The sequence below is a fragment of the Nocardia sp. NPDC005745 genome, from assembly GCF_040630775.1.
GTDB lineage: Bacteria > Actinomycetota > Actinomycetes > Mycobacteriales > Mycobacteriaceae > Nocardia.
The window spans coordinates 26,241-40,373 of the sequence record NZ_JBEXYF010000048.1 but is presented as its reverse complement, the minus strand read 5'-3'; the positions used below and the strand labels follow the sequence as shown (position 1 = coordinate 40,373).

Sequence of the window (14,133 nt, the reverse complement as noted above, 5' to 3'; positions counted from 1 at the left end):
GGACGCGGGGGAAGCGTCGGCGGACGCGGCGGCCGCGCAAACGCGAGCCGGGCCGCGAACGGCGGATGCTCGGTCTCGCTTCGCTCGGAACCGGGAGTTGCGGTGCGCTGGGCGCGGGAGTGTGGAAGATACGGACAGTGGCTTGCGCAGGATCAGGTGATCGGTTCAGGCACGTTCGGTACGAGCACGGCAACCATTTCGGACGCGAACGACGCGGGCTTGGTGTCGCTACGTTTCCACGACGCGGGCGCGGCTGGCGGGGTGGGTCGGCGTTCGGCTGAGGCATAGGTGTGCGGGAACGTTGTAGCGGAGAATTTCACGCGTTTGTCATGCGAGGATTCGAACGGAGTTTCGACACGCGGACAGTACCGATGAAAGCGCCGCTCATCCGGATTTTCGAGCCGGGCCACGAATTTCGCCTGTTCGGCGTGTCGCCTTCGGCCCGCAGACCGCCACATTGACCACGAGCAGAGGTCGGTTTAGTCTCACTCCGATCACACATATGTTCGAGCACTCATGTCTCCACCACCCGACATGACACCTGCTCTTGGGAAGGCTCGCGATGCCCGACGAACCCTCGAACGGTAGTTCCGAGATTGCCGCGCTGGCACAGCAAGTCGAGACCGCGCGCGGCAAATTGCCCCTGCAATTGGATCCGGCACTGTTGGAAGTGCTGTCCGAACGCGAGATCACCGCGGAGCGCGAACTCGCGGAATGGATTCGTGCGCAGCGACGCAAGCAGCGGCGCCGGGAAATCGAGGCGGAGCTGGCCGCCGAGCAGCGTGATCGGAAGTCGGCGGCGGCGTTGCGCCGCTCGGAGGAAGCGGACGACCGCTGGCACCGGCGCGCGCTGGCGGCGCGGCGGCGGGCCTCCAGCGAGGACGCGCGCCTGGCGCAGCTCTACCGGCGGGCGGAGTGGTCGTCGCGCGCCTTGATCGCGGTCGTCGTCCTCGGCATGGTGTGGGCCGGGGTCAACGTGCAGCACAATCTGGTGCCCAGTGGCGACATGTCCGATCCGCTGTACTGGTTGAGCTACGGCATCGAGGCGATGATCTCGATCCCGATCATCACCATCATGGTCGCGGCCACGACCGCGGCGCGGTGGGGCCGCGAGCTGGCGCGCGGCAAGGTGCTCTTCTTCGAGGCGGCGCTGCTCGGCACCACCGTCGCGCTCAACACCGGACCACACCTCGCCGCGGGCGACCTCGGCCGCGCCGCCGAGTACGCGATCGCGCCGGTGATGGTCGGCGTCGTGATCTGGCTGCACGCCTGGGTGGCCGCGCGGTACGCGGTGCTGATCGACGGCGCGCCGGTGATCGAGCGCGACCGGCAGATGATCCGGATCGACGCGCAACCTGCCACGGGCATGCCGGATGGTGGCTTCCACACGCTCGACGCAGCGGCGAACGGCGGCCGACTTCCGTGGGAAGAGACCAGCACCACCCGCGTGAACAGCGGCCACGGTGAACACGACGCGGTGCTTGGAGTTCGAGCGGACCGGCTGGGCGACCCCGATGTCCATCATCGTGGACTAGACGCTCACCCGCGCTCCGCTCCAGTCGACCCGACCGCTGGTGACCGTGAGGTCCGGCGCGACGAGTCCACCGGTTCGGACATCCCTGTCAGCCCAACCCATGGTCACCCCGTCGATTCGCCGCACAACGGCCGCTCGATCGCCCAATCGGCCAGTGGTCACCAATTCGAGCAGCAGCCCGTGGCCGACCGCACGCCGGTCGCGGCGGCGAACCCCAGGAACGGCGAAGCGCGCATGCCCTCTCCCGCTTCCGCGGCCGACGAGCGTTCCACCAACGACTATGCGGTAGACCCCAGCCCGAACGGTGCCACAGTTCCGCAGGCCCCGACCGGCCACCCGCTCCAGACCACAGTCAACGGCCACACTCCCGACCTCTCGGTGAACGGCCACACCGTCCGGCCGGTCGATGCGAAGACCAGCGACTCCCCCGTCAACGGCAACGCGCACCACCCGCGCATCAACGGACAGACCGTCCATCCGGCCACGAACGGCCACACCACCGACGGCAACGCCCAATCCCCGCAGATCAACGGACACACACTCCACCCGAACACCAACGGCCACACCATCGCGACCCCGGCCGACGGCAACGACCATCCTCCGCAGATCAACGGGCAGACATTCCACCCGACCACCAACAGCCACACCGTCGGGTTCCCCGCCAGCACCGGCAAAGCTGCTCCCGAGCAGGTCCCCAGCACTTCAAAGGCCAACGGCCGCAACGTCGAGCGCGCCGGCGACAGCAACGCACACCCCTCGCAGATCAACGGATACACCGTTCGACCGGCCGCCGACATCGCTGCTGCCCCTGCCAACGGCAATGCACACCCCGCGCAGGCCGACGACAACCACACCGCCGGCGCCCCGGCCGAGACCAACGTGCAGCACTTGCGGGCCAACGGTTATCCGGCTCGGCCCACCCCCAACGGCCACACAGCCGAGTTCCTCGCGAACGGCGATGCTCCCCACGGGCGGATCACCGGCGTCCACGGGATAAACGGCCATACGGTTGCCGCTCCCGCAGGCAATGGGCACAACGTTGGTCCGATCACCAACGGTCACACCGCCGACATCGGTCCGCACCCTCTTCCGGTCGACAAGCACACCGCTTCCATCACCGCGGAAGACCACCTGGGCACCCACGCTGCCGACGAGAGTGCGACGGCGTCTGTTGTCAGCGGCCAAGAGGCGCCGTCATCCGAGCCGGTCGCGTCGATCGACGATCGCGTCTCGGATGTCCGCACCGACGGACACCTGAGCCGAGCGGCCCGCCCGGAAGCGGCACAGTCCTTCCCGGTCGATGCCGAGCACGCCGCGATCAGCGGAGCAGACGCGTCTGCGCCCGTCAGCCGGAAGCCGCGTCTCGAACCCGCGCAGCCCGGTGCCGCCCAGCAGATCTCGCTCGCCGACCTGCACGACGGATTCGGTTTCGACGAGCGGTCGGCACGGGCGAATACCGCGACACCACCGCATGCGAACCAACATCCGAGCGAACATTCGATCGAGCGCGCACTTCGTGGCGACGACGTGGCCCGGCACCCGGGCTCCACCGAACCCATCCGCACGCCGACCGCCGCGACCGCCGACACTGCCGCACAGGTGCACCCGAACGCCACCGCTCCGCGCGCGGCGAAGCGCGGAAAGTCGACGTCCGCCGAGCAGAACGACCGCTCCGCCGACGCGGAGAGCGAACAACTGGCCCTCGAGGAAACCCCCCAGCCCACGCACCCGCGCGTCGAACCGATGCCGATCCTCGATGCCGACGACGAGGACGACGAATTCCCCACCGAGCCGGAGGAAGCCGACACCGACGACGACGAGATCTCCGCGATCGCGCGGGCCATCACCGACCGGCGCCTGTCCGCCCTGCCGATCGAGGAGGTCAGGGAGATCCTGACGCTCGCCGATCAGGGCGGTTCGACCCCCGCCATCGCGAACGAACTCGGCGTCTCCCGCTCCGCGGTCACTCGCGTGCTGGACTCGGCGCTCAAAGTCCACCGCCCCTACGCGGCCATCGGCTGAGCGCCCGCCCGGACGGCCGGTCGCTTCCGGCTCGCCGGAGTCGCGGGCGAGTTCCTCCGACGACGTAGCACCGTTCGCCGCCCGAAAAGCTGTGCACCCGGTGGATCCGGGTGCACAGCTCTGTTCCGGGTCGATCACCCGTGCCCAGCGGCTCCTATTCCGATCGGCTCACACCGACGGCGGGTTCCACGACGCGAGCGCCGGTTCCCGAACCTTCGGGCTTCTGATCACCATGACCCGGCCACCACGCCTTGTGCCCGATGATCGCCGTGAGCGCGGGCGTGAAGAACATGGCCATGACGAAGGCCGCGATCGCGATACCCACCGAGATGGCGAAGCCCATCTGCGCGAGGACGTTGTTACCCGCAAGCATCATCGACGCGAACGTTCCCGCCAGGATCACGCCGGCCGCCGCGATGGTGGGTCCGGTGTGCCGCAGAGCCAGTGCCGCGGCCTGTTTCGGCTCGTTGCCCTCGCGGGCCTCTTCCCGCAGCCGGGCGACCATGAGGATGTTGTAGTCGGTGCCCAGCGCGACGACGAACAGGTACATGATCACCGGCAGCGTGAAGATCAGGCCGGTCTCGCCCCGGAAGTGCTGGAACACCAGCACCGCGGCGCCGAGCGTGGCGGCGAAGCCGAGGAATACCGAGGCCATCAGATACCACGGCGCAACCAGACTGCGGAGCAACAACCCGAGCACGATCATGATCAGGATCGCCGCCACCGGGAAGACGATCGCGTAGTCCCGCGCCATCGCGTCCTGGAAATCGACGAACACCGAGGTCAAACCGCCGACCGCGGCGGTCGTACCCGCGGGCGCCGCGGAGTGCGCGGTGTCGCGCAGCGGCCCCTTGACGGTGTCCAGGGCGGCATCCGACTCCGGCGCGGCATTCAGCGTCACCGCGAAGTCGGCGATCGTCTTGTCGGCGGACAACTTCGGCTCGGCCACCTGTCCCACACCGGGCACACCGGCCAACTCGTTGCGGTAGGCGGTGAGCTGCTCGGCGGTCAACGCACCGTCGGATCGCAACAGGACATCCGAAGGCTGGGTGGTCCCGGCGGGCAATCCCTTGACCAATTCCTTGCTGTAGACGACGGATTCCGACGCCTCCGAGGTCGACCCGGAGCTGAGATCGAAGGTCGGGTGAAAGCCGAGGGCGAAGAGCCCCAGCACCACCAGCACACCGCCGGAGGCCGCGGCGAACACACCGGGCCGACGACCGAGCGCGTTGCCGAGGGCGGTGAACCGCGCGCCCTTCGGTTCGGTGCGCCACGCCTTGGACGGCCAGAACACCTTGGTGCCCAGCAGCGAGACCACCGCGGGCACCAGCGTCAGCCCCGCCGCGAGCGCGATCGCCACCGCGATCGCCAGTGCCGGGCCCATGGCGCGGAACATGCCGAGCGTGGACAGCACCAGCGCCATGAACGCGATGATCACCGCGCCCGCCGCGGACGTGATCGCCTCGCCCACCCGGGTGACGGCGCTGACCATGGCGGTCTTCGGATCCTCGCCCGCACGCAGCCGTTCGCGGTAACGGAACATCAGGAACAGGATGTAGTCGGTGCCGACACCGAACAGCACGACCACCAGGATGGCACTGATCGATGCGTCGATCTCCAAGTCGAAGGCCTTGGCCACCACGGCGATCAATCCGTTGACCATGCTGGAGATCGCCCCGATCACGACGATCGGCAGCAACGCGATCACCGGGCTGCGGAAGATGATCAGCAACAGCACCAGGATCAGCACCACGGTGGCGATGCCGATGATGGCCATGCCCTTGTCGCCGGATTCGCGCTGGTCCAGTACCTGCGCCGCCTGGCCGGTGATGCCCGCCTTCAGTTCGGTATCACCGACGCGCTCGGTCAGTTTCGCTCGCAGCGCCTTGACCGCTTCGCCTTGGGTGGTGTCGTTCGGATTGGTCACCTTCGTCATCTGCACCGCGATGATCTGGATCAGGCGATTCTCCGACGGCGGCGTCGGTTGCATGCCGATGACGTCCTTGATCTGCGCGTTACGCAGTTCGTTGCCGATCGACACGACCGAAGCCGCGTCCGCGTCGGTCAACGGCGTGCCGTCCTCGCGGGCGAACACGATGATCGCCGCGGGAGCTGAGCTGTCCGGGAAAGCTTTCTGCTGTAGCTCCAATGCCTGAATGGACTCGTAATGGGAAGGCAGGAAGGCGGATTGGTCTGTCGTTGATTTGAGTTCCGGCGCCGAGGCCACCACCGCGATGGTGAGCAGCAGCCACAGGCCGATCACCTTCCACGGATTGTGGACGACCACGGCCCCCAGTCGTGCGAACATCTGCGAAGAAATCCTTTCCGGATTCGCCGAAAGCGGCGGTGTCTCAGATCTGAAGGTCTTGCGAGGTCGGGTTCTCGGCGATATCGACGACCGTCCGGTAGATGTGCTCCGGAATCCGGCCGTCCAGTTCAGCGGGCGAGTCCACGATCTCCACCGTGTAGTCACCCCATTCGCGCTCACCGCCGCCGACCCCCAGCAGCTCGCGCCAATTCTTCCAGTCGGTCCAGTCGATCGCGCCGAACATTTCGCGCCAGTTCGATTCCCGCCGGTGCACCACGTACTTGCCTTTACGGCTCACGTAGACGCGCACCACGTTCATCCCGGCCTTGTCGTAGTCCCGCGACTCACCGAGCAGCCTGCCGACGAACCGCTGCCTGCGCCCGCCGCCCGGACCCACCCGCAACACGATCTGGCGGAGGTCACCCGGTTCGGCGGGCGCTTTCACGATGGTGACGCCGGATTCCCGCTCCTCGACAGTGCCGGCTCCGCTCAGGTCGTTCGGATCGGTCGTCATGATGTTCCCCGTTTCATAGATCAGTGCGCATCCAGGCATGCGTCTACCACAGACCGGCCCGTTCCGAATCCGCCTCTCCGAGCACGAAATCCATGTTTCCAGACAGGCCGAGCCGCCGTCTCACTATAAGTAGATGTATACGTATAGCGCAAGCCCTGACCCACCAGCTCGCCGAGGCCGCGCGCAGCTAATCGACCGGCCCGAGCGGACGGCCGTGTTCGAGGTAGCGAGGCAAGCCATCGATGTGCGCCAGGTGCGCCTGCCGCACGCGCCGGGCCAAGCGCGGGATCGCGACCTCACCGACGTCGGCGATCGCCACCCAGCGCCAGGCGTCGAGTTCCGATTCCCGCAAGCGGATCGCTCGCTCATCGGCGCCGAGTTCGCCGCAATCGAAGACGTACAGGACCTTGTCACCCTCACCAGGATTCGGCGCCCAAGCGTGTACCAGCAGCCGACGAGCGACCCGGTCGATCCCGAGTTCCTCACCGACCTCCCGCCGACAGGCCGCCGCCGGTGCCTCCCCCGGCTCCACATACCCGCCCGGCAGATCCCACCCATCGCCATACGTCTTGTGCACAAGCAGAATTTCGTCACCTCGAACGAACAAAGCCCCCGCAGCCAACCGCGCTCGCCCGACGTTCATTACCCGCGCAAATCGCCGAACCCGCGGTCAGGACGTTGTCCAGCACCGGGAGTCGCACTGTCGCCGAACATGTGGCACATCTAGGCAGTGTCTCGAAGTAGCGCTGCAGGTGTGAGACTGTTTGGCAGGCTGGGGGTTTGAGATATGGCGAGGTCTCCGGTAGTTGGTTGATCGACCAAGATTCAACTGAACACCGGAGACCTCGTGACCACCCTAGCGGTGACCGCGCGAGCGGACCTGTCCGATGCCCAATGGGCACGGCTGGAACCGCTGCTACCCACCCCGAAACGACCCGGCCGTCCCTCGAGATGGACCCGACGTCGCCTGCTCGACGGTATCCGCTGGCGGATCCGGGTCGGCTGCCCGTGGCGGGACATCCCACCGCAGTACGGATCCTGGCAGGCGATCTACGCACTGTTCCGCCGCTGGACCCGAGCTGGGGTGTGGGCACATGTGCTGCGGCAACTTCAGGCGATCGCCGACGCCGCCGAACAGATCGGATGGCTGGTCAGCGTGGACTCCACGATCATGCGCGCCCACTCCCACGCCGCCGGAGCCCGCCGCGACGGCGACCGCCAGGCCGAGCCACCCGGCGGCCACCGCAACGAACCGGCCGATCACGCACTCGGGCGGTCCCGGGGCGGATGGGGAACCAAACTTCATCTGGCCTGCGAACACCGCCTGCGTCCGTTGTCGCTGCTGCTCACCGCCGGTCAAGCCGGTGACAGCCCCCAGTTCGCCGGGGTCCTCGACGGCATCCGGGTCCCGCGCCGGGGTCGCGGCCGGGCACGCGTGCGTCCGGACCGGGTACTGGCGGACAAGGCGTATTCCTCGGCCGCCAACCGCGCTTACCTTCGCGAACGTGGTATCCCCGCCACGATCCCGGTCCCGGCAGATCAAGCAGGACACCGCCGCAATCGTGGCCGCGCGGGCGGGCGACCACCGGCGTTCGACCGTGAGATCTACCGGCACCGCAACACCATCGAGCGCGGCATCAACCGACTCAAACAACACCGCGCGGTCGCCACCCGCTACGAGAAACTCGCCACCCGCTACCTCGCCGTCATCCAGATCGCCGCCATCGACCAATGGCTGTGACCTCGACACCTACTTCGAAACACTGCCTAGGTAGCGGGCCGCCAATCGTCCGGCAATATCCGGAACGCCGAGTAGCGACCGAGCGGACGCAAGGTTCGGAAGTCGCGGCGGTCGAGCGTGAGGATGGTGTCGGTATCGAACTCGTCGGCCAGAGCCACACACACCGCATCCACCAGGTCGAGATTCAGGTTGCCGTATTTTCCACGGACATCGACCGCAGTATGCAACTGTGCCGCATCGACGCCTGAGATGACGATCCGCGTCGACGCCACTCGGTCAGCTATCAAACCGAGGATGCCATCGGCCACCTTGCGTCCGGCGCGAGCACTTGCAACATGATGCACCTCGGTCAGCGCCAGCGGAGTGACGACAATGGCGCTCGCTGAATCTGCGGCTCGGCGCACCGCGAAATGCTCAGGATCCGAACGATTGAAAAGCGCGAGGATGCCCGAGGTGTCTGCGATGACGATCATGCGGGCCGGTTCATCGCATTATGTATGTCATCCTTGCCGATGGGACCGCCTAGATCGAAGGTCTCGTCATCACCGAGCAACGGCGAATCCCACTTGCGATGGCGCATGAGGTACGCCCGGACCGCATCGCGAGTGATCTCATGTTTCGAGCGCCCCTCGGCATCCGCTTGCGCATTCAGGGCCGACTCTTCGTCTTCCGGCAATCGCATGGTCCAAGCCATATCACCATGGTATCAGCTCTGATATCAGAGGAGTCGTCTTCTTTCGCCCCCATCAATAGCTAGTTCTGCTAGATGACAAGATCGTGTGGTGCGCGTTCTCGTCACAGGAGCGAACGGCTATCTCGGCCGGGCGGTCGTTCACCTGCTGAGCAGAGCCGGGCACGAGCCGATCGCGATGGTTCGCAAGCGAATTTCGCCCTCGCAGACGGCGGCGCGAGTCGCCGACCTGCTGGATGACGCCGCGCTGCGCGAGGCGCTGGACGGCGCGGAGGCGGTGTGCCATCTTGCCGGGCTCACTCGCGCGCGCGAGTCGATGACCGAACCCTTGCGGTACTTTCGCGTCAATACGGGCGGGACCATCTCCTTGCTTGAGGCCATGGCCGCGGCCGGAGTGTCGCGGATCGTCTTCGCCTCGACCGGCTCGATATACGGGACGCCGGAGCGTCAGCCGATGACGGAAAGCCTGCCCGACGCACCGCCGCACCCGTACGCGGCAAGCAAACTGGCCGCAGAGTGGGCGCTCCACGCACAGGCGGGCACCGGACGCTTGTCGGTTGCCGTACTCCGTTTGATGAACGTGGCAGGCGGCGCCGACCCCGACCCCACACGCCTGATTCCCCGCACGTTCGCCGCCGCCATGAACGGTTCGGCATTGGAGGTGAACGGCGACGGCAGCGCGGTACGCGACTACCTGCACATCGACGATGCCGCAGCCGCTTTCGCCGCGTGCCTCGAGAAGACACCGCCGGGCGGGTTCTCGCGGTACCTCATCGGCAGTGGGCAGGGCAGCAGCGTCCTCGACGTCGTCGCCGCCGTCGAACAGCAGACCGGCCGTCGAATCCAGCTGATCCATCGTCCACCGGCGCCGGAACCGGCCGCATTGGTCAGCGACCCCGCCAAGGCTGCGGCCGAATTAGGTTGGTATCCGAGGCATTCCGAGCTCGAGAGCATAGTCCGCGACATCTCCGACGACGACCGGCGTAATTCGCGCTGACGTCATCGGCCCAGACCCGCCCGGTCGAGCAGGTAGGTGGTCAACGGCTGGTAGTGGTCGGGGCGGATGCCGTCGTCGAGGGGCACCGTGACGGCGATCTTTCCCTCGGCGTGGCCGGCGAACAGGGCGGGATCGTTGCTGTCCGCGAAACCGACGGTTTCGATGCCCGCTTCCCCCGCCGCACCGGCCCATCCGTGGTCGGCGACGACCAGGTCGGGCCAGTGGTCGGGCTCGGCATCGCGCAACTCCCGGAGCATCGCCCGCATCGGGTGCGGGTCATGCGTGTGTTCCAGCGTGTCGTCGGTGCCGAGCGCGGCAACACCCGAGGTATAGATGATTTCGCGATTCTGCGGTCCGAAACGGGTAGTCACCCGGTATGACCATCCGGCGGCGGGTGCGAGCACCACGCACCCCGCCGCACGCAACGCATCCTCGACGGCACGATAGACGCCCAAGAGCGTGTGGGGATGCCCGGTCGCCAGGATCACGGTCTCCTGACGGCGGGCCGCCTGGCCGATCCGCGCCCCCATCGCGTCGAGCGCGTCCAGGGTGAGGTCGACGTCGATGGTGTCGGGCCCCCGCCGATGATGTGGGTTCGGGTCGACACCGCACAGACGCGCCATCATCTCCAGGGTTTCGGCGAACGTCCAATCCTTCAGCGTCAGGCCGAACTGGTACCCCGGATCTTTGTCCACCATCTTGCGATAATTCGAGAGATTCCCCTCCCGAGGCGTCGCGACATCCCCCGCGATCCGCGTCCTCAGCAGATGCTCCCGCAGCAGCGCTCGGTCATCGGGCCGGCCGGGTCGATTCCCATATGCCACCGCTCACACCTCCACATCGGCCTTCGCTCGCCGTATCGGTCAGGCCACGAGCCTGCTTGCGGCGTGCTCGATCGGTGCACGCAACACAACCACGACAGTACCCATAGAGGGGTACTCCACCGCGATTCCGTGATTCGGACATGCCCGGATACGGCGAAGGCCCGCCTCCCGGAACGGGAAGCGGGCCTTCGGGTTTCATGCCGTGGAAGGGCTTACTTGGCCCTCTCCAGGACCTCGACCAGACGCCAGCGCTTGGTGGCCGACAGCGGACGGGTCTCCATCAGCTGAACGCGGTCGCCGATGCCGGCGATCTCGTTCTCGTCGTGCGCCTTCACCTTCGAGGTGGTGCGAATGATCTTGCCGTAGAGCGGGTGCCGGTGGCGGTCTTCCAGCTCGACGACGATCGTCTTGTTCATCTTGTCCGAGACAACGTAACCGACACGCACCTTGCGGGTGCCGCGCTGCCCTTCTACTTTGTCGCTCATGCGGCATCTCCCTTGCCAGCGGGTCCGGTGGCCAGACCGAGCTCGCGCTCACGCATGACCGTGTAGATGCGCGCGATCTCGTGACGGACGACGCGCAGACGACGGTTGTTGTCCAGCTGACCCGTCGCCATCTGGAAGCGCAGGTTGAACAGCTCTTCCTTGGAGTCGCGCAGCTTGGCCACCAACTCCTCTTCGGTGAGCTCGCGGAGCTCTGCGGCCGGTGTTCCGGTAGCCATCAGAACTGCTCCTCCCTGGTCACGATCCTGCACTTCATCGGGAGCTTGTGCATCGCGCGGCGCAGGGCCTCACGAGCGGTCTCCTCGTTCGGGTAGCTCATCTCGAACATCACGCGACCGGGCTTGACGTTCGCGACCCACCACTCCGGCGAACCCTTACCGGAACCCATGCGGGTCTCGGCGGGCTTCTTGGTCAGCGGGCGATCCGGGTAGATGTTGATCCAGATCTTGCCGCCACGGCGGATGTGGCGAGTCATCGCGATACGCGCCGACTCGATCTGCCGGTTGGTGACGTACGCCGGCTCCAGCGCCTGGATGCCGAACTCGCCGAACGCCACCGAGGTGCCGCCCTTGGCCATGCCGGAACGACCCGGGTGATGCTGCTTGCGGTGCTTCACCTTGCGAGGCATCAGCATGCGTCAGCCCTCCTGTGTCTCTGCCGGCGCGTCGGCCACCGCGGTGGCGGCGCGCCCGGCCTCGGTGCTGGTCGCGGTGGTGCCTGCGGAACCGGAACGACGCGGACGGCTCGGCCGCTCCCGGCGCGGACGCTCGGGCGCGGCGGCAGCGGCGGCGAGCTCACGCTTGCCACCGACGATGTCGCCCTTGTAGATCCAGACCTTCACGCCGATGCGACCGAAGGTGGTCTTGGCCTCGTAGAGGCCGTAGTCGATGTCGGCGCGCAGCGTGTGCAGCGGCACCCGACCCTCGCGGTAGAACTCCGAGCGCGACATCTCGGCGCCACCGAGGCGGCCCGAGCACTGCACACGGATGCCCTTGACGTTCGGCGAACGCATGGCCGACTGGATGGCCTTGCGCATCGCGCGACGGAACGCCACACGGTTGGACAGCTGCTCCGCGACGGCCTGGGCGACCAGCTGCGCATCCGACTCGGGGTTCTTCACCTCGAGGATGTTCAGCTGCACCTGCTTGCCGGTGAGCTTCTCCAGCTCGGCGCGGATGCGGTCGGCCTCGGCGCCGCGGCGGCCGATCACGATGCCGGGACGCGCGGTGTGGATGTCCACCCGAACGCGGTCACGGGTGCGCTCGATCTCGACCTTGGAGATGCCCGCCCGCTCCATGCCGGTGGCCAGGAGCTTGCGGATCGCGACGTCTTCCTTCACGTAGTCCGCGTACTGCTTGTCCGCGTACCAGCGCGACTTCCAGTCGGTGGTGATACCGAGGCGGAAGCCATGGGGATTGATCTTCTGTCCCATTTACTTTGCCCCTCCCTTCCGGCGGTTACGAGTGGATCCACCGGCGGTGGGGATGCTCTCGACCTCGATGGTGATGTGGCTGGTGCGCTTGCGGATGCGGAACGCACGGCCCTGGGCACGCGGCTGGAACCGCTTCAGGGTCGTACCCTCATCGACGTAGGCGGTCGAGATGACCAGCGTGGCCGGGTTCAGGCCGAGGTTGTTCTCGGCGTTGGCGGCGGCACTGGCGACGACCTTGGCGACCGGCTCGCTCGCGGCCTGGGGCGCGAACTTCAGCAGGGCGAGGGCGTCCTCGACGCGCTTGCCGCGGACCAGGTCCACGACACGGCGTGCCTTCATCGGGGTCACGCGAACGTGCTTGGCGGTCGCGCGCGCAGTCGGGTTCTGAGTCTCGGTCGTCGTCATCGCCGCTTGCTCTTCCGGTCTTCCTTGACGTGGCTCTTGAACGTCCTGGTCGGCGCGAACTCACCGAGCTTGTGCCCGACCATGTTGTCCGAGACGAACACCGGCACGTGCTTGCGGCCGTCGTGCACCGCGAACGTGTGTCCGATGAAATCGGGGATGATGGTCGAACGACGCGACCAGGTCTTGATGACCTGCTTGGTGCCCTTCTCGTTCTGCACGTCCACCTTCGCGAGGAGGTGGTCGTCGACAAACGGGCCTTTCTTGAGGCTGCGTGGCATTTCTTACCTCCTCCTTCAGCGCTTCTTGCCGGTCTTGCGACGGCGGACGATGAGCTTGTCGCTCGGACGGTTGGGCTTGCGGGTGCGGCCTTCCGGCTGACCCCACGGCGAGACCGGGTGGCGACCACCGGAGGTCTTGCCCTCACCACCACCATGCGGGTGGTCGACCGGGTTCATGACGACACCACGGACCGTGGGGCGGCGACCCTTCCAGCGCATACGGCCGGCCTTACCCCAGTTGATGTTCGACTGCTCGGCATTGCCGACCTCGCCGACGGTGGCGCGGCAGCGCACGTCGACGCGGCGGATCTCACCGGAGGGCATACGCAGCGTGGCGTAGGGGCCTTCCTTACCGAGGAGCTGGATGCTCATGCCGGCCGAGCGGGCCAGCTTGGCGCCGCCGCCCGGACGCAGCTCCACCGCGTGGATGGTGGTACCGGTCGGGATGTTGCGCAGCGGCAGGTTGTTGCCCGGCTTGATGTCGGCCGTCGGGCCGGACTCGATGCGGGTGCCCTGCGTCACGCCCTTGGGGGCGATGATGTAGCGCTTCTCGCCGTCCACGAAGTGCAGCAGCGCGATGTTCGCGGTGCGGTTCGGGTCGTACTCGATGTGCGCGACCTTGGCCGGGATGCCGTCCTTGTCCAAACGACGGAAGTCGATCAGACGGTAGGCGCGCTTGTGCCCGCCACCGCGGTGCCGGGTGGTGATCCGGCCGTGAGCGTTGCGGCCGCCGGACTTGGACAGCGGGCGCAGCAGCGACTTCTCCGGGGTCGACCGGGTGATCTCGGCGAAGTCCGAGACGCTGGCGCCACGACGGCCCGGCGTAGTCGGCTTGTACTTACGGATTGCCATGAGTTCTTCTCTACTTTCTGGATTCCCGAGCG

General features: G+C 66.9%; 15 protein-coding genes and 1 pseudogene. 3 read left to right on the top strand and 13 right to left on the bottom strand.

Annotation, left to right across the window (positions count from 1 at the left end; all coding sequences use genetic code 11):
* Nucleotides 1-562 precede the first annotated feature (562 nt).
* Entirely contained in the window at nucleotides 563-3,556 is a 2,994-nt protein-coding gene (locus tag ABZ420_RS33195; RefSeq protein WP_357131305.1) for a hypothetical protein, read from the top strand.
* A 154-nt stretch (nucleotides 3,557-3,710) separates the two neighbouring features.
* On the opposite strand, the gene ABZ420_RS33190 is transcribed toward ABZ420_RS33195, so the two are convergent.
* The 3 genes from ABZ420_RS33190 to ABZ420_RS33180 all read right to left on the bottom strand — a co-directional run bounded on the left by ABZ420_RS33190 (nucleotide 3,711) and on the right by ABZ420_RS33180 (nucleotide 7,021).
* A complete protein-coding gene (locus ABZ420_RS33190) occupies nucleotides 3,711-5,864 on the bottom strand; it encodes an MMPL family transporter (protein ID WP_357131302.1) in 2,154 nt (717 codons plus the stop codon).
* Nucleotides 5,865-5,907: 43 nt separating this feature from the next.
* Nucleotides 5,908-6,378, bottom strand: coding sequence for an EXLDI protein (locus tag ABZ420_RS33185; protein ID WP_357131299.1), 471 nt, complete (start codon nucleotides 6,376-6,378; stop codon nucleotides 5,908-5,910).
* Nucleotides 6,379-6,565: 187 nt separating this feature from the next.
* Nucleotides 6,566-7,021: an NUDIX hydrolase gene (locus tag ABZ420_RS33180; RefSeq protein ID WP_357131296.1), complete on the bottom strand. Its 456-nt coding sequence runs from the start codon at nucleotides 7,019-7,021 to the stop codon at nucleotides 6,566-6,568.
* A 204-nt stretch (nucleotides 7,022-7,225) separates the two neighbouring features.
* On the opposite strand from ABZ420_RS33180, the gene ABZ420_RS33175 reads away from it, so the two are divergent.
* Nucleotides 7,226-8,119, top strand: coding sequence for an IS5 family transposase (locus tag ABZ420_RS33175; protein WP_357131293.1), 894 nt, complete (start codon nucleotides 7,226-7,228; stop codon nucleotides 8,117-8,119).
* A gap of 26 nt (nucleotides 8,120-8,145) precedes the next feature.
* On the opposite strand, the gene ABZ420_RS33170 is transcribed toward ABZ420_RS33175, so the two are convergent.
* Complete coding sequence (locus tag ABZ420_RS33170) at nucleotides 8,146-8,592, bottom strand: PIN domain-containing protein (RefSeq protein ID WP_357131290.1); 447 nt, start codon at nucleotides 8,590-8,592, stop codon at nucleotides 8,146-8,148.
* Complete coding sequence (locus ABZ420_RS33165; protein ID WP_357131287.1) at nucleotides 8,589-8,813, bottom strand: CopG family transcriptional regulator; 225 nt, start codon at nucleotides 8,811-8,813, stop codon at nucleotides 8,589-8,591. Before ABZ420_RS33165 ends, ABZ420_RS33170 begins: the two co-directional genes overlap by 4 nt.
* 88 nt (nucleotides 8,814-8,901) lie before the next feature.
* Between ABZ420_RS33165 and ABZ420_RS33160 the strand changes: the two genes are divergently transcribed.
* A complete protein-coding gene (locus ABZ420_RS33160) occupies nucleotides 8,902-9,807 on the top strand; it encodes an NAD-dependent epimerase/dehydratase family protein (RefSeq protein WP_357131284.1) in 906 nt (301 codons plus the stop codon).
* A gap of 2 nt (nucleotides 9,808-9,809) precedes the next feature.
* Here the strand turns inward: ABZ420_RS33160 and ABZ420_RS33155 are convergent, their stop codons facing one another.
* The 8 genes and pseudogenes from ABZ420_RS33155 to rplB form a co-directional block, all read right to left on the bottom strand.
* A complete protein-coding gene (locus ABZ420_RS33155; RefSeq protein ID WP_357131281.1) occupies nucleotides 9,810-10,631 on the bottom strand; it encodes a phosphatase in 822 nt (273 codons plus the stop codon).
* A gap of 212 nt (nucleotides 10,632-10,843) precedes the next feature.
* Nucleotides 10,844-11,092 (bottom strand): annotated as a pseudogene (rpsQ, locus tag ABZ420_RS33150) (30S ribosomal protein S17); the annotation flags it as partial.
* A 20-nt stretch (nucleotides 11,093-11,112) separates the two neighbouring features.
* On the bottom strand, nucleotides 11,113-11,352 hold the full coding sequence (gene rpmC / locus ABZ420_RS33145) for a 50S ribosomal protein L29 (protein ID WP_040864843.1): 240 nt from the start codon (nucleotides 11,350-11,352) through the stop codon (nucleotides 11,113-11,115).
* On the bottom strand, nucleotides 11,352-11,768 hold the full coding sequence (rplP, locus tag ABZ420_RS33140; RefSeq protein ID WP_040864842.1) for a 50S ribosomal protein L16: 417 nt from the start codon (nucleotides 11,766-11,768) through the stop codon (nucleotides 11,352-11,354). Before rplP ends, rpmC begins: the two co-directional genes overlap by 1 nt.
* 3 nt (nucleotides 11,769-11,771) lie before the next feature.
* A complete protein-coding gene (rpsC, locus tag ABZ420_RS33135; RefSeq protein ID WP_040774085.1) occupies nucleotides 11,772-12,566 on the bottom strand; it encodes a 30S ribosomal protein S3 in 795 nt (264 codons plus the stop codon).
* Nucleotides 12,567-12,971, bottom strand: coding sequence for a 50S ribosomal protein L22 (rplV, locus tag ABZ420_RS33130; RefSeq protein ID WP_040864841.1), 405 nt, complete (start codon nucleotides 12,969-12,971; stop codon nucleotides 12,567-12,569).
* Complete coding sequence (rpsS, locus tag ABZ420_RS33125) at nucleotides 12,968-13,249, bottom strand: 30S ribosomal protein S19 (protein ID WP_039795442.1); 282 nt, start codon at nucleotides 13,247-13,249, stop codon at nucleotides 12,968-12,970. Before rpsS ends, rplV begins: the two co-directional genes overlap by 4 nt.
* Before the next feature lie 15 nt (nucleotides 13,250-13,264).
* Complete coding sequence (gene rplB / locus ABZ420_RS33120) at nucleotides 13,265-14,101, bottom strand: 50S ribosomal protein L2 (protein ID WP_040864840.1); 837 nt, start codon at nucleotides 14,099-14,101, stop codon at nucleotides 13,265-13,267.
* Between the last annotated feature and the right edge of the window lie 32 nt (nucleotides 14,102-14,133).